At 63.4% G+C, this 19,521-nt stretch carries 21 protein-coding genes; 8 read left to right on the top strand and 13 right to left on the bottom strand.

Annotation, left to right across the window (positions count from 1 at the left end; genetic code table 11):
- Nucleotides 1-6 precede the first annotated feature (6 nt).
- The 7 genes from JQ624_RS12730 to JQ624_RS12700 all read right to left on the bottom strand — a co-directional run bounded on the left by JQ624_RS12730 (nt 7) and on the right by JQ624_RS12700 (nt 4,738).
- Nucleotides 7-1,404 (bottom strand): NAD(P)(+) transhydrogenase (Re/Si-specific) subunit beta, encoded by a 1,398-nt coding sequence (locus tag JQ624_RS12730; RefSeq protein WP_212419222.1) that lies wholly within the window; start codon nt 1,402-1,404, stop codon nt 7-9.
- Between the two features lie 54 nt (nt 1,405-1,458).
- Complete coding sequence (locus JQ624_RS12725; RefSeq protein WP_212419221.1) at nt 1,459-1,776, bottom strand: proton-translocating transhydrogenase family protein; 318 nt, start codon at nt 1,774-1,776, stop codon at nt 1,459-1,461.
- 11 nt (nt 1,777-1,787) lie between these two features.
- Nucleotides 1,788-2,915 carry a Re/Si-specific NAD(P)(+) transhydrogenase subunit alpha gene (locus JQ624_RS12720; protein WP_212419220.1) on the bottom strand — a complete coding sequence of 376 codons (1,128 nt, stop codon included), beginning with the start codon at nt 2,913-2,915 and terminating at the stop codon, nt 1,788-1,790.
- A 132-nt stretch (nt 2,916-3,047) separates the two neighbouring features.
- Nucleotides 3,048-3,200, bottom strand: a complete 153-nt coding sequence (locus JQ624_RS12715; protein ID WP_057858656.1) for an aa3-type cytochrome c oxidase subunit IV — start codon at nt 3,198-3,200, stop codon at nt 3,048-3,050.
- 84 nt (nt 3,201-3,284) lie between these two features.
- Nucleotides 3,285-3,671, bottom strand: coding sequence for a type II toxin-antitoxin system death-on-curing family toxin (locus JQ624_RS12710; protein ID WP_212419219.1), 387 nt, complete (start codon nt 3,669-3,671; stop codon nt 3,285-3,287).
- Complete coding sequence (locus JQ624_RS12705) at nt 3,668-3,928, bottom strand: AbrB/MazE/SpoVT family DNA-binding domain-containing protein (RefSeq protein WP_051379805.1); 261 nt, start codon at nt 3,926-3,928, stop codon at nt 3,668-3,670. The genes JQ624_RS12710 and JQ624_RS12705 overlap by 4 nt, the downstream gene beginning before the upstream one ends.
- A 96-nt stretch (nt 3,929-4,024) precedes the next feature.
- Complete coding sequence (locus tag JQ624_RS12700; RefSeq protein ID WP_212419218.1) at nt 4,025-4,738, bottom strand: TetR/AcrR family transcriptional regulator; 714 nt, start codon at nt 4,736-4,738, stop codon at nt 4,025-4,027.
- A 97-nt stretch (nt 4,739-4,835) separates the two neighbouring features.
- Between JQ624_RS12700 and JQ624_RS12695 the strand changes: the two genes are divergently transcribed.
- On the top strand, nt 4,836-5,618 hold the full coding sequence (locus JQ624_RS12695; RefSeq protein ID WP_212419217.1) for a sterol desaturase family protein: 783 nt from the start codon (nt 4,836-4,838) through the stop codon (nt 5,616-5,618).
- Nucleotides 5,619-5,622: 4 nt separating this feature from the next.
- Here JQ624_RS12695 and JQ624_RS12690 read toward each other — a convergent pair whose 3' ends face one another.
- The 4 genes from JQ624_RS12690 to JQ624_RS12675 form a co-directional block, all read right to left on the bottom strand.
- Entirely contained in the window at nt 5,623-6,210 is a 588-nt protein-coding gene (locus JQ624_RS12690; RefSeq protein ID WP_212419216.1) for an intradiol ring-cleavage dioxygenase, read from the bottom strand.
- Nucleotides 6,211-6,312: 102 nt separating this feature from the next.
- A complete protein-coding gene (locus JQ624_RS12685; RefSeq protein WP_249129773.1) occupies nt 6,313-8,121 on the bottom strand; it encodes a M3 family oligoendopeptidase in 1,809 nt (602 codons plus the stop codon).
- 98 nt (nt 8,122-8,219) lie between these two features.
- On the bottom strand, nt 8,220-8,663 hold the full coding sequence (locus tag JQ624_RS12680) for a hypothetical protein (protein ID WP_212419214.1): 444 nt from the start codon (nt 8,661-8,663) through the stop codon (nt 8,220-8,222).
- Complete coding sequence (locus JQ624_RS12675) at nt 8,660-8,992, bottom strand: helix-turn-helix domain-containing protein (RefSeq protein ID WP_212419213.1); 333 nt, start codon at nt 8,990-8,992, stop codon at nt 8,660-8,662. The genes JQ624_RS12680 and JQ624_RS12675 overlap by 4 nt, the downstream gene beginning before the upstream one ends.
- A 78-nt stretch (nt 8,993-9,070) precedes the next feature.
- Between JQ624_RS12675 and JQ624_RS12670 the strand changes: the two genes are divergently transcribed.
- From JQ624_RS12670 to JQ624_RS12650, 5 genes are all read left to right on the top strand, one after another.
- Nucleotides 9,071-9,412 (top strand): hypothetical protein, encoded by a 342-nt coding sequence (locus JQ624_RS12670; protein WP_212419212.1) that lies wholly within the window; start codon nt 9,071-9,073, stop codon nt 9,410-9,412.
- 120 nt (nt 9,413-9,532) lie between these two features.
- Complete coding sequence (locus tag JQ624_RS12665) at nt 9,533-10,174, top strand: TerC family protein (protein WP_212419211.1); 642 nt, start codon at nt 9,533-9,535, stop codon at nt 10,172-10,174.
- Between the two features lie 122 nt (nt 10,175-10,296).
- Nucleotides 10,297-11,787: a sigma-54 dependent transcriptional regulator gene (locus JQ624_RS12660; protein ID WP_212419210.1), complete on the top strand. Its 1,491-nt coding sequence runs from the start codon at nt 10,297-10,299 to the stop codon at nt 11,785-11,787.
- A gap of 354 nt (nt 11,788-12,141) precedes the next feature.
- Entirely contained in the window at nt 12,142-14,283 is a 2,142-nt protein-coding gene (locus JQ624_RS12655; protein ID WP_212419209.1) for a murein L,D-transpeptidase, read from the top strand.
- 226 nt (nt 14,284-14,509) lie between these two features.
- Nucleotides 14,510-16,153, top strand: a complete 1,644-nt coding sequence (locus tag JQ624_RS12650; RefSeq protein ID WP_212419208.1) for a DUF882 domain-containing protein — start codon at nt 14,510-14,512, stop codon at nt 16,151-16,153.
- Between the two features lie 193 nt (nt 16,154-16,346).
- Here JQ624_RS12650 and JQ624_RS12645 read toward each other — a convergent pair whose 3' ends face one another.
- Together JQ624_RS12645 and JQ624_RS12640 are read right to left on the bottom strand one after the other, a co-directional pair.
- Nucleotides 16,347-16,622 carry a DUF2312 domain-containing protein gene (locus JQ624_RS12645; protein ID WP_212419207.1) on the bottom strand — a complete coding sequence of 92 codons (276 nt, stop codon included), beginning with the start codon at nt 16,620-16,622 and terminating at the stop codon, nt 16,347-16,349.
- A gap of 274 nt (nt 16,623-16,896) precedes the next feature.
- The gene (locus JQ624_RS12640; protein WP_212419206.1) at nt 16,897-17,199 is read right to left on the bottom strand and encodes a DUF1244 domain-containing protein; all 303 of its coding nucleotides are present in this window, start codon (nt 17,197-17,199) and stop codon (nt 16,897-16,899) included.
- 245 nt (nt 17,200-17,444) lie between these two features.
- On the opposite strand from JQ624_RS12640, the gene JQ624_RS12635 reads away from it, so the two are divergent.
- Together JQ624_RS12635 and pyk are read left to right on the top strand one after the other, a co-directional pair.
- Nucleotides 17,445-17,981 carry a DUF1036 domain-containing protein gene (locus tag JQ624_RS12635; RefSeq protein WP_409334319.1) on the top strand — a complete coding sequence of 179 codons (537 nt, stop codon included), beginning with the start codon at nt 17,445-17,447 and terminating at the stop codon, nt 17,979-17,981.
- A complete protein-coding gene (pyk, locus tag JQ624_RS12630) occupies nt 17,978-19,414 on the top strand; it encodes a pyruvate kinase (RefSeq protein ID WP_212419204.1) in 1,437 nt (478 codons plus the stop codon). The genes JQ624_RS12635 and pyk overlap by 4 nt, the downstream gene beginning before the upstream one ends.
- Nucleotides 19,415-19,521: the final 107 nt, after the last annotated feature.

Genomic DNA, 19,521 nt, shown 5'->3' with positions numbered 1-19,521 from the left:
GTACGGTTACATCCCCTTGACGATGCTCTCGGTGACCTTCTTGGCGTCGCCGAGCAGCATCATGGTGTTGTCGCGATAGAACAAGGGATTGTCGATGCCGGCGTAGCCTGACGCCAGCGAGCGCTTGATGAACATCACGGTGCCGGCCTTCCAGACCTGCAGCACCGGCATGCCGTAGATCGGCGAGGACTTGTCTTCCTCGGCGGCGGGATTGGTGACGTCGTTGGCGCCAATCACGAACGCGATGTCGGCCTGCGCGAATTCGGAGTTGATGTCCTCGAGTTCGAACACCTCGTCATAGGGCACGTTGGCTTCCGCGAGCAGCACGTTCATGTGGCCGGGCATGCGGCCCGCGACCGGGTGAATGGCGTACTTCACCTCGACGCCTTCCTTCTTCAGGAGATCGCCCATTTCGCGCAGCGCATGCTGGGCCTGCGCCACCGCCATGCCGTAGCCGGGAACGATGATCACTTTCTGCGCGTTCTTCATGATGAACGCGGCGTCGTCCGCCGAGCCAAGTTTTACAGGCTTCTGTTCACCGCTGCCGCCTCCGGCCGCCGCGGTCTCGCCGCCAAAGCCGCCGAGGATGACCGAGATGAAGGAACGGTTCATCGCGTGGCACATGATGTAGGACAGGATCGCACCGGAGGAACCGACCAGCGCGCCGGTGACGATCAGCGCCGAATTGCCGAGCGTGAAGCCGATGCCGGCGGCGGCCCAGCCCGAATAGGAGTTCAGCATCGAGATCACGACCGGCATGTCGGCGCCGCCGATCGGGATGATCATGAGCACGCCGAGCACCAGTGCGATGATGGTGATCAGCCAGAAATCCAACGCGCTACCCGAGATCACGAGGCCGACGATGAAGAACACCAGCGCCAGCGCCAGCCCGATGTTGATGAAGTGGCGCCCGGGCAGAATGATCGGCGCGCCGCTCATGCGCGCCGACAGCTTCAGGAACGCGATCACCGATCCGGTAAAGGTCAGGGCGCCGATCGCGACGCCGAGCGACATTTCAACGAGGCTCGAGCCGTGAATGGCGCCAGGCTTGCCGATGTCGAAGGCTTCGGGCGCATAGAACGCGCCCGCCGCCACCAGCACGGCGGCCATACCGACCAATGAGTGGAAGGCTGCGACCAGTTCCGGCATCGAGGTCATCGGCACCCGGCGGGCGATGACTGCGCCGATGCCGCCGCCGATGGCGATGCCGAGGATAACCAGCGCCCAGGCGAGGCCGTCCGCCGGTGGATGGATTGCGAGCGTGGTCACGACCGCGATCGCCATGCCGATCATGCCGAAGAAATTGCCTTGGCGGGATGTGGCGGGGCTGGACAACCCGCGCAGCGACAGGATGAACAGCACACCCGCCACGAGATACAGAATTGCAGCCAGATTGGCGTTCATCTCAGGTCCCCATTGTCTTCGTCACCACGAGGTGCACGCCGCTCGCTCGCCATTTCACTTGGCTTTCTTCTTGTACATCGCCAGCATGCGCTGGGTGACAAGGAAGCCGCCGAAGATATTCACACAGGCGAAGATCAGCGCGATGAAGCCGAAGCCGCGCGCCCAGCCGCTGCCGCTCGAGATCATTGGGACGCCGACCGCGAGCAGCGCGCCGACCACGATCACCGAGGAGATCGCATTCGTCACCGACATCAGCGGCGTATGCAGCGCCGGCGTCACCGACCAGACCACGAAGTAGCCGACGAAGACGGCGAGGACGAAAATCGACAGCCGGAATACGAAGGGATCGACGGCTTGAGCGACATGCTCCATGGCTTCTCTCCTTAGGCTTTCGGCTGGAAGTTCGGGTGGATGACGGCGCCGTCTTTGGTCAGCGCGGTGGCTTTCACCAACTCGTCGTCCCAGTTGACCGCGAGCGCCTTGTTCGGCTTGTCGACCATCGTCTCGATGAACGAGAACAGGTTGCGGGCATAAAGGCTGGAGGCCGACTGCGCGACGCGGCCGGCGACGTTGGTGTAGCCGACGATCTTGATGCCATCGAGATCGACGACTTCGCCCGCCTTCGCGCCCTCGACATTGCCGCCGCGCTCGATGGCGAGATCGATCAGCACCGAGCCGGGTTTCATCGACTTCACCATCTCTGACGTGACGAGCCGCGGCGCCGGTCGGCCCGGGATCAGCGCGGTCGTGATGATGATGTCCTGCTTCTTGATATGCTCGGCGGTGAGCGCCGCCTGCTTGGCCTGGTACTCTTTCGACATTTCCTTGGCGTAGCCGCCGGCGGTCTGGGCGTTCTTGAATTCCTCGTCCTCGACCGCGAGGAACTTGGCGCCGAGCGACTCGACCTGTTCCTTGGTGGCCGGACGCACGTCGGTTGCGGTGACGACGGCGCCGAGCCGGCGCGCGGTCGCGATCGCCTGCAGGCCGGCCACGCCGACGCCCATCACGAACACTTTCGCCGCCGGCACGGTGCCGGCCGCGGTCATCATCATCGGGAACGCGCGGCCGAACGCTTCAGCGGCTTCAATCACCGAACGGTAGCCCGCAAGGTTCGCCTGGCTGGACAGCACGTCCATCACCTGCGCGCGCGTAATGCGCGGCATCAATTCCATCGCAAAGGCCGAGACGCCGGCATCCGCGATCGTCTTCAACGCCGCTTCGTTGCCGTAGGGGTCCATGATGGCGATCACCAGCGCGCCGCGCTTGTATTGCGAAAGCTCGGAGGCTTCCGGCCGTTTCACCTTGATGATGATGTCGGCGTCCTTCAACGCGTCAGCGCTGACGGTGGCGCCGACGGCGGTGAATTCGGAATCCGGCAGGCCCGATTTGATGCCCGCGCCCGGCTCGATCGCGACTTCAGCGCCGAGTGCCTTGAATTTCTTCACGGTGTCTGGGGAAGCGGCAACCCGCGGTTCGGACGGATCGATTTCCTTGGCAACGGCAATCTTCATGGGGCCCCCCGGCGCGGCAGGCGCGCGCGCAATCAAACTAGCGTCTTTTTCGCTTAGTTGGATACCGGTTTCGCAACCGGCATGCGTGCTATTTCTGGCCACCGCCGGCGCGGCGGTGCAGGCAGCGACGCGTCAGGTCAGGAAGTAGCCCATCAGGGCGACGATGATCACGACGGCGGCCGTGCCGTATTTGACCAGCATGATGAACCCTTCATAGGTCTGCTCATGGGCCACATAGTCGTTGCCGTCAGCGGTCGTGTAGGCCACTTCGTTATGGTCTGCCATCGGTATCCCCAGTCAAAAATCCGCGTTTCTCGCGTGCAATTACCGCAAAGCGTTTGGGAGGGCAACGGCCCCCTGCCTATCGGGTCATTCGGAAGGCCAATTATCCCGGATCCAGCGGGTCAGGCTTTCCTCGCTGACCTCGCCTGCGGCGAGGGAGAGGATGATGGCCGTGGCGTGCGCCGGGTCGGGCGCAAAGGGTATGTCGTTGCCCCGCAAGAAGACCATCATGGCGTGGAACGCGATGCGCTTGTTGCCGTCCACAAAGGCATGGTTGCGCGCAAGACCGAAGGCATAGGCTGCGGCGAGCGCAGCCATATCCGTCTGTCCGTAATTCCATTGGTTGACTGGCCGCAAAACCGCCGACTCGAGAAGGCCATGATCCCGAATGCCTTCCGGTCCGCCGAATATTGCCAGTTGCTCGGCATGCATATCGATGACTTCATCGACATCGAGCCAAATTGGCTCACTCATTTTGCAAGCGCTGCAAACGTATCGCGATATTCGTGCATGACCTTGCGGGCTATTTCCATGGTCCGCGCGTGTTTGGGGTTGAACGGCGAAAGCCGCAGGCTGCCATCCGGTTGTTCGACCGGATAGAACTTGTCCCCCTCCTTGAGATTGAGCCGGGCAAGAAGCTCTTTCGGCAGGATCACACCAACCGAATTGCCAATCTTTCGAATTTGAAGGGCAGTGTCCTCAAGCTTGTATTCGCGAGAGGCCTCTTCCATGCCGCGAGGGGCTTTGGTCATCGCACGAGCTCCGTTATACAAAATGTATAACACACCTTCTCGGCATGTTCAACAAATGTATTACACCGCGCCGACCTATCCGCCCTCCTTCGCCCGCCGGATTCCCTCCAGCAGGATTTCAAGACCGGTCTCAAACGTGGCCTGGAAATGCCCAGGCTGAAAGTAAGGCGCCGCCGCCGCAAGGTGTTTGAACTCAGTGAGAATCGTCGCGTCGGACACCGGCTCGGCCGCTGACGGGCCCTTGGCGTAGCCGGCGGTTTCATCCAGCGCCGCGCCGGTCAGGTAATAGCCGATCTCGCGGAAATAGCGCGCGGCGTCGCCGTCGGAAAACCCCGCCTCGCGCAGGATGCCAATGACGCCGTTGACGAAAGCGACACCGGCGCGGGTGTTGAGGCGGTGCACGGCAAAGAACGGAAAGAATTGGGGATGCTTTAGCGCCATCGCGCGAAAGCTGTGCGCAGTCCTGCGCAGGCGTTCGAGCCAATCCCCCTCGCCTGCCGCCGCCACGCGCGCCTCGGCCAGCATCAGATCGACAAGCGCGTCCATCAGATGCGCCTTGTTCGGGAAGTGGTGATAGATGCTCATGGCCTCGCAGCCGAGTTCGTCGCCGAGCCGTCGCGTTGAGAGCGCGGTCAGCCCCTCGCGATCGACCAGCGCCAGCGCCGCCGCCGCGATCCGTTCCCGCGACAGCCCCGCCCCTGGCCTCCCCTGTTCCCGGCCCCGCCAGGCACCGGCGGGACGCTTCGGCTTTGCGCTGGCGAGCGGCTTTGAAGGCGCTTTGGATTTCATCTTTGTGATCAAGCGGGAGTCCTCGAATCTCTTGCAACCTTACACTGGAAGGCTGTATGAGGAAAATAGACTTACGCTGTAAGGCAGGAGAGCTTCCATGTCGGCCATCGATATTTTCGGATTGTTGGTGCCGGTGACCTATCTGCTCATGCTCGGGATCGAGTCGCTGTTTCCGGCGCGAAAGTTTCCACCAATCCCTTACTGGCGCTTGAAGGGCTTCTGCTTCCTGACGGTGCAGGGGCTGCTTGCCACGCTGACGCCGCTGGTGATCCCGGAGCATTGGCTGGCGGCGCACCGCCTGATCAATCTGGAAAGCCTCGGCGTGGTCGGCGGCGCCGTGCTCGGCTATGCCGTGGTCTCGCTCGCGAGCTACGCCTGGCACCGCAGCGCGCACACGTTTTCGCCGATGTGGCGGCTGTTCCACCAGATCCACCACAGCCCGCAGCGGGTCGATATGTCCGGCGCCGCACTATTCCATCCGCTGGAGACGGTGGCCTTTCTCCTGATCGGCGCGCTCGTGACGACGCTGGTGCTCGGGCTCGATCCGGTCGCCGCCGCGCTTACCGGCTACATCGCCGCCTTCTACGGCTATTTCCAGCACATGAACATCCGCACGCCGCAATGGCTCGGCTTCATCATCCAGCGGCCGGAAGCCCATTGCATCCATCACCAGCGCGACGTGCACGCCTATAATTACGGCGACCTGCCGATCTGGGATATGCTGTTCGGCACCTTCCGCAATCCGGCGAGCTTCGAAGGCGCGGTCGGCTTCGATCAGCCCGCAACCAATCGCCTCGGCGCGATGCTGGGTTTTGTCGACGTCAACGAACCCGCTGCCGGACCTGGCACGCTTGGACGTAATGTCGCCCGCGGCAATTGACGCTCTATCCGAGCACGAAGTCGAAACGCCCGGCCAGCCAGCCTGCGTTCTTGGCCGTGCGTATCTGCAAGTCCTTGCGGAACAGGCTGTCGGAGCGGTTTTTTGACTCGCCGGGGAAATAGAGCTGGGTCGTCAACACGGGACCACCGCGCGGCTGCACCTTCACATGGATGTGGCGCGTGCGGCCCGGATAGATGCCGGGCACGATGCTGCGCAATCGATAGCGCCCTTCCGCGTCGGAGAACTGATGGCCGCGCAGGCGGAAGCCGGAATTGTCGTAGCGGCCCTTGTCGTCGGCCTGCCAGAAATCCAGCAAGGCGCCGGCGAGCGGTTTGCAGGCGCGACTGAGCACCAAGCCAACCAGTTCGATCGGCTGCCCCGCCATGCCCTCTTCGAACAGCTCGGTTCGCTCAGGCGACGACGGCTTGAAGTATGGGCCTTCGGTTTGCGGCACGGTGGCGTCGTCGCCGTCGTGGCATGCGGGCGTGGGGGCAAGCGGGGCCTGAGCCACGCTGCCATCGGCCATGAGCAGCGAACCGGCAGCGAAGACTCCCGCTCCAAGTACATCGCGCCGCGTCGGGGTGTCGATCATGGGGCACTCCCCTCCTGTCGTCACCGTCATCATGGAGGGCGACGGCGGCTGAAATTGTGTCCGCGCCCATCACAAATCCGTTTCGTGGCCGCGGGCGCCCCGTCAGCCCATCGTCTCCAACTCGTCGATCATGCCTGATATGACCGACAGCCCGCCGTCCCAGAATTTGGGGTCCTTGGCATCAAGCCCGAACGGCTTCAGCAGTTCGGAATAATGCTTGGTGCCGCCGGCCGCGAGCATGGCGAGGTAGCGCTCGGCAAAACCCTCGGAGGCATTCTCGTAGACCGCGTAAAGCGAGTTCACCAGGCAATCGCCGAACGCGTAGGCGTAAACGTAGAACGGCGAATGGATGAAGTGCGGGATGTACATCCAGAAATTCTCGTAGCCCGGGCGGATGTCGATGGCCGGCCCGAGGCTTTCACCCTGCACGCTGAGCCAGATCTGGCCGATGCGCTCGGCGGTCAGTTCGCCGTTCTTGCGCTCGGTGTGCACGGCGCGCTCGAACGAATAGAACGCGATCTGCCGCACCACAGTGTTGATCATGTCCTCGACCTTGCCGGCGAGCAGCGCCTGGCGCTGCTTGGCGTTTTTGGTCTGCGACAACAGCCGCTTGAAGGTCAGCATTTCACCGAACACGCTGGCCGTCTCCGCCAGCGTCAGCGGCGTCGGCGCCATCAGCGCTCCATTTTTGGCCGCCAGCACCTGGTGCACGCCATGGCCGAGCTCGTGCGCCAGCGTCATCACGTCGCGCGGCTTGCCCTGGTAGTTCATCAGCACATAGGGATGCGCCGATGGGGTGGTCGGGTGCGAGAACGCGCCCGGCGCCTTGCCGGGCCGCACCGGCGCATCGATCCAGCGATCGGTAAAGAAACGTTCCGCGATCGCCGCCATCTCGGTGGAGAAGCCGCGATACGCCGTCAGCACCATCTTCTGCGCCTCGGCCCAGCCGATCGTGCCGGTCGCGGCAAACGGCAGCGGCGCGTTGCGGTCCCAATGCGCGAGCTTCTTCTTTTTGAACCAGCCGGCTTTCAGATTGTAATAACGATGCGAAAGCCGCGGATAGGCTGCGCGAACCGAGCCGACCAGGGCATCGACGACCTCGCGTTCGACGCGGTTGTTCAGGTGACGGGAATCCGCGACATCCTGGAAACCGCGCCAGCGGTCGGAAATCTCCTTGTCCTTGGCGAGCGTGTTGGTGATGAGCGCAAAGGTCCGCTCATTGTCCTTGAAGGTCTTGGCCAGCGCCTGTCCCGCAGCCTTGCGCTTTTCCGGCGCGCGGTCCTGCAGCAGATTGAGCGTCGGCTCGATCGCGAGTTCCTTGGCCCCCACCTTGAAGCGCAGGCCGGAGATGGTCTGGTCGAACAGCCGGTTCCAGGCGGCATAGCCGCTCTGGGATTTTTCGTGAAACAGCTGCTCGACGCGGTCTTCGAGCTGATACGGCTTGTCCTTGCGCAGATCCTCGATCCACGGACGGTAATGCCCAAGGTCCGGCGCCTGCATCGCGCGCTCGATCACGGCATCCTCGATGCGGTTGAGTTCCAGCGCAAAGAACAGGAGATGCAGCGAAGCCGCCGTGAGCCGCTCGGAAATGTCGCCATAGAATTTGGAGATCACGGGATCGACGCTGTCGCCGGCATGAACGAGGCCGGCATAGGAGCCGAGCCGGCCGGCGAGATCGTCGATCGCCTCGTAACGCCTGACCGCCGCGGCGAGCCAAAGGCCGCCATCATCGCGGGCGACGCCTTCCGCTAGCCTGCCCTTGTAATCCGTTTCAAACGCGACGCAGTCGGCATCCATCTTTTGCAGATCGCGCGCGATTTCGGCCGCGTCGATACCGGAATAAAGATCGGCGAGGTTCCATTCCGGCAATTTGCCGGTTTTGGATTTCGCTGTGGCCGCCTTGCTGCCCATGGCGGGCTTGCGGGACGTCTTGCCGGCTCGGGAGGTCGCAGATTTCACGCTATGGCACTTTCAAATTGGGGAGGTCATCGGGAAATGGGCTTGCGAGATCAGGCGAAAGCCGCAAGCTGCGGTACAAACTGGACAAACAACTCTTCGCCCTCAACGAGCAGCGGCTCGACCTTTTCGTGGACCGTATTGCGGACAGCACACCACAACGTGATCGCACGTACCATCAGCCATGACGTCGACGGGACCGCGGCCCTGGCATGCAATGCCACGAGTTCGAGGTTCCGATGCTCGAACAACAGCCGGCCCAATCCGTCCTCCAGGATGTAGCGCCCACCGATCCGGGATACGCATACCTCGCAGGCCTGATCCGGCAGTGGACCCAGCAGATAGAACTGGGCGTCGCCCTTCTCCGTCATGCCGGTTTCCCACTCGCGTCCGGGGCCCTTCGCAATCGCTGCGCCGAGCGCCGCGACAAGGGTGCTGAGTTCCTTTTCGCTCCATTCGCCGCTGTCTTGTTTGCGCTCGAATGCAACCACGCTCATTTGCTTTCCGCTCCGAACAACAGCCGGTGCAATTCCGGCTCGTAGTACATTAATAAATGCCTAGCGAAGGCGGCCGGTTCAAGGCCCAACTCGCGGGCCCACGCGCCCATAATTTCGGTTGGAACACGGCTGAACCCGTTCTCGACCTGCGAGATGAATGTGTAATATTTCAAGCCGAGGCGTGCCGCGAGATCGGCCTGCGACAATTCGGCATCCGCCCTTCGCTGCTTTAGCCAATCCCCAGCCAATTTGCGCAATTGCTTGGCATCCAGCGCAGCCTTGCCCGGGGATCGTTCAGTGAAAACATCTTGATGTTTTACTCGTTTCATGATTACTAAACTATCCAGAATGAATTGCCGGGTAGGTAATGTTCCCTACCACAATTCCAGCTCGCGAATAAGAATCCGATGGCCTTCCTGGACCGCAGTCAGATTGTTCGAACCGCCGACCGGACACCCTTAGCGCATGGCAAGGAGTTGATGGTCGGCGTGCTTCTGGCGGCGCTGATCGCGACCCTCGCCATCCGGAATCTGGTGCCGGCGGACGCGCTGGCGCCCGCGATCGTCACACTGCTGTTCGTGGTTGGCGCGGCAACGGCCGGAGCAGCGTGGCTTTGTCAGGCCGGCCGATTCCGCATCATGTGGCTCGACCTCGCCGCAAGCCTGACTTTCATTGGCGTCGTCATCTCCGTTTTGATCGAGCCCGATCAGATGGTCAGGCTTTTCACCCTCTCGGATCAACCTGAGTAACGGGAACGCATTTTTCCGCAGTCTGACTGTGTCGTTTTTGTCTGCACGTCCAAGCCCGGGCCCCTCTGGCAGTTCAATCGAACTGCGATGTCGGATTGGACCATTCACGGAGTGGCCCGCATGCTGGAATTAATCTCCTCGCAACATCTGACAGCGCTTTTCCAGGTCATCATGATCGACCTGGTGCTCGCCGGCGACAATGCGATCGTCATCGGGCTTGCAGCCGCCGGGCTCCCCGAGGGTCAGCGCAGGAAGGCCATCCTGATCGGCATATTGGCCGCCACGATCCTGCGCATCGGCTTCGCGTCCGTCACGGTTCAGCTGCTGCAGATCATTGGGCTGCTGCTCGCCGGCGGCGTTCTCCTGCTTTGGGTATGCTGGAAGATGTGGCGCGAGCTGCATATGTCGCATCATCAACCGAAATTGCAGAACCTGTCGGCCGCAAGCACGATCGATGTGTCTGCCGCTGCGGGCCATCAAAAGACGCTGAGCCAGGCCGTATGGCAAATCACGATCGCTGACGTCTCGATGTCGCTCGACAATGTGCTCGCCGTCGCAGGCGCGGCGCGCGAGCATCCGATGATCCTGATATTCGGTTTGGCACTTTCCATCGCACTGATGGGGCTCGCCGCCAACTTCATCGCGCGGCTTCTGGAAAAGCACCGCTGGATCGCCTATGTCGGCCTCGCGATCATCCTCTATGTGGCCTTCGACATGTGCTATCGCGGGGCGCTGGAGGTGTGGCCACACCTCAACGCCTAGTTCCCCGCCCCAAGGCTTAGTTCCCCGCCCCAAGGATGCCATTTCCAACAATTAAGCGTGCGTTAATCGGCATCGGCGAAAGTGCCCCGATTCGAGACATGCAGTAGAGTGCGGGGAAAACCATGGCTGCCACCATTTTGATTGCCGATGACGACGCTGTGCAGCGCCGTTTGGTTGAAAACATGGTGCAGAAGTGCGGCTATGAGCCCCTCGTCGTCGATAGCGGCGATGCGGCCGTGGCCTTGCTGACCGCCCCTGATGCACAGGCGATCGACGCGGTCGTGCTCGACCTCGTGATGCCCGGCCTCGACGGGCTCGGCGTGCTCGCAAAAATGCGTGAAGCAGGCCTGAGCATCCCCGTCATCGTGCAAACCGCCCATGGCGGCATCGACAACGTGGTTTCCGCAATGCGCGCCGGCGCGCAGGATTTCGTGGTCAAGCCGGTCGGCTTCGAACGTCTGCAGGTGTCGCTGCGCAACGCGCTTAACACTTCGGCGCTCAAGGGTGAACTGCAGCGCATCCGCCATAGCCGCGAAGGCCGGCTGACCTTTGCCGACATCATCACCCGCAGCGAAGCCATGGCAGCCGTGCTGCGTACCGCGCAGAAAGCGGCAGCTTCCAGCATTCCGGTACTGATCGAGGGCGAGTCCGGCGTCGGCAAGGAATTGTTCGCCCGCGCCATCCATGGCTCCAGCGAACGCAAGTCGAAACCCTTCGTTGCGGTCAATTGCGGCGCCATCCCCGACAATCTCGTGGAATCGATCCTGTTCGGTCACGAGAAGGGCGCCTTCACCGGCGCCACCGAACGCCATATGGGCAAATTCGTCGAAGCCTCCGGCGGCACGCTGTTTCTCGACGAGGTCGGCGAGCTGCCGCTGGCCGCGCAAGTAAAGCTGCTGCGCGCGCTGCAGGAAGGCACCGTCGAGGCGGTCGGCGGCCGCAAGCCGGTGAAGGTCGACGTCCGCATCATTTCCGCGACCAACCGCAAACTGCTCGACCTCGTGAAGGGCGGCGCGTTCCGCGAGGACCTGTTCTACCGGCTGCACGTGCTGCCGCTGACGATCCCGCCCTTGCGGATGCGGCGCGAGGACATCCCGCATCTGTTGCGTCATTTCCTGGCGCGCTTTGTCGCCGAGGAAAACCGCACCATCACCGGCATCAGCGGCGAGGCCGTGGCCCACCTCGCGCAGCTCGATTGGCCCGGCAACATCCGCCAGCTCGAGAACACGGTGTATCGCGCCGTCGTCATGAGCGAGAGCGACCAGCTCGGCCTGTCGGATTTCCCGCACACCGCCGGCCAGGTCGTCCCGGACGGCCAGTTGGCGCACAGCGAACCGTTGATCGTCGCGCCATCGACGGCGCCCGCCATGGTTTCGGGTAGTGATATACCGATTGCGCCGCTCGCCACTGCCGGCAGCCTTCCGATGCTGACCGCCACCGGCGAGGTGCGCCCGCTCGATGACATGGAAAACGAGATCATCCGTTTCGCGATCTCGCATTATCGCGGTCAGATGTCGGAAGTCGCGCGCCGGCTCAAGATCGGCCGCTCTACACTCTACCGCAAGCTCGATGAGGCTGCCGCCAACGACCCGGCCGAAGGGGACGCGAACTGAGCGGACGGCCGGCGGGCGATTATGGCGCCCGCGTGGCAAAGATCGTGGCAAACCAACGACATCCATCGTTCGGAAGCTTTTGAACCGTGGCTTGGCGGTGACAGACAAATGGCGGGGAGCGTGGCAAAACCACGCGACCCGAATGCAAACGGGTAGTTTGATGTCAGTTTGTCGTGAGCTGTCCCGCATGGCGCTGGCTGCATGAGAGGGGCACATGTATCGTCTGCGTTTGAACCGTGGCGTGCAGGCGTACGACTGAGAAACCGATCGAGCCGGCGCTTCCCGCGCAAGCCGTGACGAACGATACCTAACGACTGTTCCATGCCGGGGCAGTTCGCCCAAGGGGGTGCGACGATGCGTGACTGTTCGACGAATCGTGCAGGATTTGACCGCGTGCTGATGGCCGTCGCGGCAACTTTCCTCACGGTGTCCGCGACCTCAGCCCTGGCGGCCCAGTCGACCACGCCGCGCGCCAGCGCCGCCGAGCTCGCGATCGACGCAGCAGTCCCCCGCCCCGAACCGGCCAACGTTCCGCCTCCGACCGTCGGCGACTTCAAGATGGACTCCACCGCCTCGGTGCCTGACGCAACCAAGGCAGTCGAAAAGCCGGCCGAGCCGAGCCCGGCCGCAAAGGCAGCCGAGCCCAAAACCGATACCAAGCCGGCTGAGACCGTCACCGCACCTGCGGCCAACGACGCCGCAACCGCCACGCCTCCGGCTGCGACAGCCACCGCGCCGGCCGCCGAACCCGCCAAGGAGCCGGTGAAGGTAAGCACCGTGGCTCCGGCCGACCAGCCGGTCGCCGACCGCCTGCGCGACATGCTCGGCGCCAAATCGCTGCGCTATTTCGACCGCAAGAACGAGCGCGCCGCCGTCGAGAAGTTCTACTCCGCGCGCGACTACGCGCCGCAATGGACGCAAGCCGGCAAATTGACCGACAGCGGCAAGGGCGTGATCGCCCGCTTGAAGGACGCCGCCACCGAAGGCCTCAATCCGGCCGACTATCCGGTGCCGGATTTTGCCGCCGCCGCTTCGCCGGACCAGCTCGCCGAGGCCGAACTGAAACTGACCGCGAGCATGCTCGATTATGCGCGGCAGGCCCAGAGCGGCCGGATGCACTGGTCGCAGGTCTCTGCCGACATCCTCTATCCCGAGCACCCGACCGATCCGGCCGAAGTGCTCGCCAATATCTCGACCGCCAAGGATGCGTCCGCTGCGCTCGACGGCTACAACCCGCCGCACAAGCTCTACAAGGAACTGAAGGCCAAGCTCGCCGAACTGCGCGGCCAGGGCGACGGGCCGGTGATCCAGATCGCCGAAGGCCCGGCGCTGGCTTACAAGGCGGCGACCAAGAAGCTGGGTGAGGTGGCGCCGGAAGATTCGCGGGTGCCGCAACTGCGCGCTAAGCTCGGCATATCAGAACATCCCGACAGCACGCATTACGACGCCAAGGTCGCAGCCGCCGTGCGCAAATTCCAGGAAAGCGTCGATCTGAAGCCGACCGGCGTGCTCGACGACCGCACGGTGAAGGCGATCAACAGCCCGAAGCGCGACCGGCAGATCGACACTGTCATCGTCAACATGGAGCGCTGGCGCTGGCTGCCGCGCCAGCTCGGCGCAGCCTCGCTCGGCAACGCCTACGTCATCCTCAACATCCCCGACTTCACGCTCAAGGTGATGCAGAACGGCGCCCAGGTCTGGAATACCCGCGTGGTGACCGGAAAGCCGGGCAACCACGCCACGCCGCTTTTGACGGAAACGATGAAGTTCATCACCGTCAATCCGACGTGGAACGTGCCACCCTCAATCATCTACAACGAATATCTGCCGGCCCTGCAGCAGGACCCGACCGTGCTGCAGCGCATGGGACTGAAGCTCGAGCGGGCGCGCGACGGCAGCATCCATATTTCGCAGCCGCCGGGCGAGGCCAATGCGCTCGGCCGCATCCGCTTCAACTTCCCGAACAAGTTCCTGGTCTATCAGCATGACACCCCGGACAAGCACCTGTTCGCGAAGGAAGAGCGCGCCTTCAGCCATGGCTGCATGCGGGTGCAGAATCCGGACCAATACGCCTCGACGCTGCTCAATATCGTGATGCCGAACGAGCGCTACACGCCGGAAAAAATCCGCGGCATGTACGGCCGCAGCGAGATCGACCTCAAATTCCCGACGCCGCTGCCGGTCAACATCACCTACCAGACCGCCTTCGTGGATGACGCCGGCAAGCTGCAGATCCGCAAGGATCTCTACGGCCGCGACGCCGTGATGATCAATTTGCTGAAGAACAGCCGCAACAAGGATCTGGAGACCCTGGTCTCGCATGCCCAGCCGAACTATTCGCGGCCCAAGGACGGCTTGCCAGCCGGCGTCAGCTTCGCCAGCGACAACACCTACTCGTCCGGTCCGTCATTCTTTGAGCGCCTGTTCGGGGGGCCGTCGACCGTGACGCCGCCCGCCCCGGTTGGCCGGCGGCCGCAACAGCGGTTCACGCGGTAATCCTGTCCGGGCGGATTTCCGAACAAAATCAACGATCTCGCCTCTTGGGCGAGTTCGTTTACGTTAACCATTATCCATCCCGGATTCGGCACCGGGCACTTTTTCGCCACAGTCCACGGGTTAGGTTAAGTCTTGCTTGGGGGCGGGACGGTAAACATCGGTTAACCCTCCCGCTTTAAGAAAGCGTTCACCCTCTTTTGCCGGGGTCTGCAAAAGAACACCGTGAATGCTCGTCGATTGGGTGGGCTCATACGTGCTGGCTGGTTTCGCGCGCCAATTCAATTCGCTTGCTCTGCCAAAGGCCGGATATCGGATCGGGCTGACTTCGCTGTTGCTGCTCGCCGGCGCCAGCTCGGTGCATGATGCGACCGCGCTGAACGAAACCCGCACCCTTTCCTTCCACCACACCCATTCCGACGAAGACCTCACCGTCACCTTCAAGCGCGACGGCCGCTACGACGAAGAGGCGCTCAAGAAGATCAATCACTTCCTCCGCGACTGGCGCAGCCAGGACTCGACCACGATGGATCGGCACCTGTTCGACATCCTCTGGGAAGTCTACCGCGACGTCGACGGCAAGAAGCCGATCAATATCATCTCCGCCTACCGTTCCCCCGCCACCAACGCCATGCTCCGCCGCCGCTCTTCCGGCGTGGCGCGCTTCAGCCAGCACATGCTCGGCCACGCGATGGACTTCTACATCCCCGACGTGCCGCTCGAGCAGATCCGTGCTGCCGGGCTCCGGCTGCAGCGCGGCGGCGTCGGCTTCTACCCGACCTCCGGATCGCCCTTCGTCCATCTCGATACCGGCAGCATCCGTCACTGGCCGCGCATGACCCACGATCAACTCGCCAGGGTGTTCCCGGATGGACGTACCGTCCACCTGCCCTCCAATGGCGGTCCGATGAAGGGCTATGAGCTGGCCCGCGCCGACATCGAACGGCGCGGCAATGGCGACGATGTCGCAAGCGTCGGCAAGAAGCCGAGCCTGTTCGCGGCCCTGTTCCGGGGCGGCAAGTCGAACGAGGAGGACGACGAGGGCGCCAACGTTCCCGCCAAGTCCGAGAAGCCCGCGCCGGCCAGCGTGATGGCCGCAGCGGCGCCCGCGAAATCCGCCGATCCGGTTCCGACACCGCGTGCGAAACCGCAGGTCGCAGCGACCCTCCAGCTGGCTTCGGCCGACGCGCAGATCGTACCGGCGCCGAAATCCAAGCCGGAACAGAAACAGCCTGCGCAGGCTTCCGCCGAGCCGAAACCGCAGACGCCGGCCGATATCATCAACGCGCGCGGCTTCTGGGACGAGGTGCCGACTGCGGCGAACCAGGCTACCCCCGCGCAGGTCGCGGCCCTCCGCGCACGTCAGGTGCTCGCCGCCGCCACCGATCCGCAGCCGACCGCCAGCGTCACCGAATCGTTCAACAGGGCGATGGCTTATGCGCCGGCCGCTTCTTCGCCGGTCGATCGCGCCAACGTCGTCGCCGCCTCCGCGCCGATCCCGACGCGTTCCGCCCGTCCGGCGCGCAACGCCGGCGCCGCGGCGACCGAAATCAACACCGTGGTCGCCAAAGGCGCGCAGGGTCAGGACAGCGTGGTCGCGACCTCGACCCGTCTCGCCGCCGCCCAGGGCAACGGTATCTGGATGCGCGTGGTGATGCTGGCGCCGAGCGCGAGCAACGCAATGTCGACGACGGTGCTCGGCGACACCGAGATGACCCAGATGCGCAGCCACTTCGTCAAGCCGCAGGCCGCGATCGCCATGACCTTCTCGGAAGATCCGATGATGGGCATGACCTGCGACCGCTTCACGGGATCGGCGACCGCGCAACTGCCGACGCAGTCGTTCGTGCTGCGCACCGCCGCGCTGCGCTAGAGCATTTCACGCGGCTTCCGCAAACTCGTGTCGTCCTCGCGAACGCGAGGACCCATAACCGCAAATGCGCGTTGTTAGGGCCGGCCGTGGCCCACAGCTCAACGCAAAACCAACATTTGTGGTTATGGGTCCGGCTCGCGCTCACTTCGTTCGCTTGGCCGGGACGATGATAGGATGGCGCCGGCCTAAACGCTCACAGCATCCCCAGCGCCTGCATGTAGGTCTCCAAAATGGTTTCCTGCTCGGCGCGCTCATTGGCGTCCTGCTTGCGCATCCGCACGATGGTGCGCAGCGCCTTAACGTCGAAGCCGTTGCCCTTGGCTTCGGCATAGACGTCGCGGATGTCGTCGGAGATGGTCTTCTTTTCCTCTTCCAGACGCTCGATGCGCTCGATGATGGCCTTGAGCTGGTCTTTGGCGAATTTTGTCGCGGGCTCGTCCTGGACGGCAGCGGCGGCGGTGGTGGCCATCGGGTACTCCTGAGTGGAACTGACGGTGATGCTGAAAGATCAAGCGCCGTACGCGTTACCGCACGGCGCTTTTTGCAGGATGACCCTCAAGATCGGGGGGCCTTGCGTCAAGGAAACATCGCGCTCATCCACAGCGCGCCCACAGGAGATGCGGATATTGCCGTTCAGGCCGCCGTTGAAAACAAGCCCGGATGAGCGCAGCGATATCCGGCAAAAACGCTGACACCGTCCCGGATGTCGCTGCGCTCATCCGGGCTGCGAAACCATCAATACCTCAATGCCCGGGGTGAACTTTCTTCATCGCGGCCAACTGCTCCGGGGTGGCCGTGCCCTGATGTTTCGCCTTCCACTCCTCATAGGGCATGCCGTAGACCGCCTCGCGGCTCTCGTCCTTGCTGACGGCGACACCCTTGGCGTCGGCCTCCTCCTTCATCCAGTTGGACAGGCAGTTGCGGCAGAAGCCGGCCAGATTCATCAAATCGATGTTCTGGACGTCGGTACGGGCGCGCAGGTGGCTGACCAGGCGCCGGAAAACGGCGGCTTCCAGTTCCGTTCTGGTTTTGTCGTCGATCGTCATGGCTTTGGGTCCTGCGTCATCTGGAGCCGAGCATATTGATATCAGGTGGGAATTGTCACAGATTTTGCCACATCTGCGCGCAAAAGTGGGTATCGCACGTGGAGTCCCGGTTTCCCATAGCGCGGGAAAGGCGTGCCCGGCCGTTGACAGGTCCCGCCGGGTCACGCGAAATCGTCAATGATTTGATATAGCTTCACTGCATGACCGCAAAAGATTCTCGCCGCTTGGCCCCCCTCTCCGCACGCATGACCACCGGCCTGATGCCGATGCTCGCGTTGGCGGCGACTTGCCTGTGGAGCAGTCCGGCGGCGGCCGATTTCCGGCTTTGCAACAACACTTCCAGCCGGGTCGGCATTGCGCTGGGCTACAAGGACGCCGAGGGCTGGACCACCGAAGGCTGGTGGAATGTGTCATCGCGGAGCTGCGAGACGCTGCTGCGCGGAACCCTTGTCGCCCGTTACTATTACATCTATGCGCTCGACTATGACCGCGGCGGCGAATGGTCGGGACAGGCCTTCATGTGTTCGCGTGACAAGGAATTCACCATCAAGGGCACCGAGAATTGCCTGGCGCGCGGCTACGATCGCACCGGGTTCTTCGAGGTCGACACAGGCGAACAGCGAGCGTGGACCGTGCAACTGACCGAAGCCAACGAGCAACCCGCGCAGCGCGTGCCGGGAATTCCGGGGACAATGGGACCGGGCGGCCCCGGCGGGGTTCCCGGCCTATCCAATCCGCCAAGCGGACCGGGTCTGCCACCAGCCCCGGCGCCCAGGCAATGAGACGGCTCCGTCGCATCAAGATCCTCGCCACCCTCGGCCCGGCATCGTCAGACAGCGCGATGATCCGGAAGCTGTTCGAGGCCGGCGCGGACGTGTTCCGGATCAATATGAGCCACACGCCGCACGACAAGATGCGCGAGCTGGTCTCGACCATCCGCAATGTCGAGTCGAGCTATGGCCGGCCGATCGGCATCCTGGTCGACCTGCAGGGGCCGAAGCTGCGGCTCGGCGCTTTCGCCGACGGTTCGACGCAACTCAAGAACGGCCAGAGCTTTGTGCTCGATTCCGACAAGACCCCGGGCGACAACAGCCGCGTGCAGCTGCCGCATCCTGAAATCCTCGCAGCCCTGCGGCCGGGCCATGCGCTGCTGCTCGACGACGGCAAGGTGCGCCTGATCGCCGAGGAAACCTCGCCCGAACGCGCGGTGACGCGGGTGGTGATCGGCGGCAAGATGTCTGATCGCAAGGGTGTGAGCCTGCCCGATACCGACCTGCCGGTGTCGGCGATGACGCCGAAGGACCGCGCCGATCTCGAAGCAGCGCTGGTGACCGGGGTCGACTGGATCGCGCTCTCCTTCGTGCAGCGCGCCGAGGACGTCAACGAAGCCAAGCGGATGATCCGCGGCCGCGCCGCCGTGATGGCCAAGATCGAAAAGCCGCAGGCGATCGACCGGCTCGGCGAGATCATCGACGCCTCCGACGCGCTGATGGTGGCGCGCGGCGATCTCGGCGTCGAACTGCCGCTGGAGCGGGTGCCGAGCCTGCAGAAACAAATGACGCGGATGGCGCGTCGCGCCGGCAAGCCGGTGGTGATCGCAACGCAGATGCTGGAATCGATGATCCAGGCGCCGGTGCCGACGCGCGCCGAAGTCTCGGACGTCGCGACCGCCGTCTACGAAGGCGCCGACGCCATCATGCTGTCAGCCGAATCGGCCGCCGGCAAATTCCCGGTCGAGGCGGTCTCGACCATGAACCGCATCGGCGAGGAAGTGGAGCGCGACCCGATCTATCGCTCGGTGCTGACGGCGCAGCGGCCCGAACCGGAGAATACGGTCGGCGACGCCATCGCCGACGCGGCACGTCAGATCGCCGAGACACTGGAATTGTCGGCTATCATCTGCTGGACCTCGTCGGGCTCGACGGCCATCCGCGTCGCGCGCGAACGGCCGAAGCCGCCGGTGGTGGCGATCACGCCGAACCTTGCGACGGGCCGTAAATTGTCCGTCGTGTGGGGCGTGCATTGTGTGGTGGCCGAAGATGCCCACGACCAGGACGACATGGTCGACCGCGCCGGCTCGATTGCGTTCCGCGACGGTTTTGCCAAGGCCGGCCAGCGCGTGATCATCGTCGCCGGCGTGCCGCTCGGCATCCCCGGCACCACCAACATGGTGCGCATCGCCAATGTCGAGCCGGAGGGCGGGGCGAAGAAGTGAGGAATACCACGTCATTCCGGGGCGATGCGCAGCATCGAACCCGGAATCTCGAGATTCCGGGTTCGTCGCTTCGCGCCGCCCCGGAATGACAGGGAAGAACTACCCGC

This window comes from Bradyrhizobium sp. AUGA SZCCT0283, assembly GCF_018130385.1.
Classification (GTDB): domain Bacteria; phylum Pseudomonadota; class Alphaproteobacteria; order Rhizobiales; family Xanthobacteraceae; genus Bradyrhizobium.
Note: the sequence above shows the minus strand (reverse complement) of the source record. Positions and strands in the feature narration are given on the sequence as shown.

Excerpts from the sequence above, each read along its gene's own strand:
- JQ624_RS12675 (WP_212419213.1), bottom strand. The coding sequence starts at position 8,992 with ATGAAACGAGTAAAACATCAAGATGTTTTCACTGAACGATCCCCGGGC.
- JQ624_RS12730 (WP_212419222.1), bottom strand. The coding sequence starts at position 1,404 with ATGAACGCCAATCTGGCTGCAATTCTGTATCTCGTGGCGGGTGTGCTG.
- JQ624_RS12710 (WP_212419219.1), bottom strand. The coding sequence starts at position 3,671 with ATGAGTGAGCCAATTTGGCTCGATGTCGATGAAGTCATCGATATGCAT.
- JQ624_RS12715 (WP_057858656.1), bottom strand. The coding sequence starts at position 3,200 with ATGGCAGACCATAACGAAGTGGCCTACACGACCGCTGACGGCAACGAC.
- JQ624_RS12655 (WP_212419209.1), top strand. The coding sequence starts at position 12,142 with ATGCGTGACTGTTCGACGAATCGTGCAGGATTTGACCGCGTGCTGATG.
- JQ624_RS12680 (WP_212419214.1), bottom strand. The coding sequence starts at position 8,663 with ATGAGCGTGGTTGCATTCGAGCGCAAACAAGACAGCGGCGAATGGAGC.
- JQ624_RS12650 (WP_212419208.1), top strand. The coding sequence starts at position 14,510 with ATGCTCGTCGATTGGGTGGGCTCATACGTGCTGGCTGGTTTCGCGCGC.
- JQ624_RS12665 (WP_212419211.1), top strand. The coding sequence starts at position 9,533 with ATGCTGGAATTAATCTCCTCGCAACATCTGACAGCGCTTTTCCAGGTC.
- pyk (WP_212419204.1), top strand. The coding sequence starts at position 17,978 with ATGAGACGGCTCCGTCGCATCAAGATCCTCGCCACCCTCGGCCCGGCA.
- JQ624_RS12640 (WP_212419206.1), bottom strand. The coding sequence starts at position 17,199 with ATGACGATCGACGACAAAACCAGAACGGAACTGGAAGCCGCCGTTTTC.
- JQ624_RS12685 (WP_249129773.1), bottom strand. The coding sequence starts at position 8,121 with ATGGGCAGCAAGGCGGCCACAGCGAAATCCAAAACCGGCAAATTGCCG.
- JQ624_RS12660 (WP_212419210.1), top strand. The coding sequence starts at position 10,297 with ATGGCTGCCACCATTTTGATTGCCGATGACGACGCTGTGCAGCGCCGT.
- JQ624_RS12635 (WP_409334319.1), top strand. The coding sequence starts at position 17,445 with ATGACCACCGGCCTGATGCCGATGCTCGCGTTGGCGGCGACTTGCCTG.
- JQ624_RS12645 (WP_212419207.1), bottom strand. The coding sequence starts at position 16,622 with ATGGCCACCACCGCCGCCGCTGCCGTCCAGGACGAGCCCGCGACAAAA.
- JQ624_RS12670 (WP_212419212.1), top strand. The coding sequence starts at position 9,071 with ATGGCCTTCCTGGACCGCAGTCAGATTGTTCGAACCGCCGACCGGACA.
- JQ624_RS12725 (WP_212419221.1), bottom strand. The coding sequence starts at position 1,776 with ATGGAGCATGTCGCTCAAGCCGTCGATCCCTTCGTATTCCGGCTGTCG.
- JQ624_RS12695 (WP_212419217.1), top strand. The coding sequence starts at position 4,836 with ATGTCGGCCATCGATATTTTCGGATTGTTGGTGCCGGTGACCTATCTG.
- JQ624_RS12700 (WP_212419218.1), bottom strand. The coding sequence starts at position 4,738 with ATGAAATCCAAAGCGCCTTCAAAGCCGCTCGCCAGCGCAAAGCCGAAG.
- JQ624_RS12720 (WP_212419220.1), bottom strand. The coding sequence starts at position 2,915 with ATGAAGATTGCCGTTGCCAAGGAAATCGATCCGTCCGAACCGCGGGTT.
- JQ624_RS12690 (WP_212419216.1), bottom strand. The coding sequence starts at position 6,210 with ATGATCGACACCCCGACGCGGCGCGATGTACTTGGAGCGGGAGTCTTC.
- JQ624_RS12705 (WP_051379805.1), bottom strand. The coding sequence starts at position 3,928 with ATGGAAGAGGCCTCTCGCGAATACAAGCTTGAGGACACTGCCCTTCAA.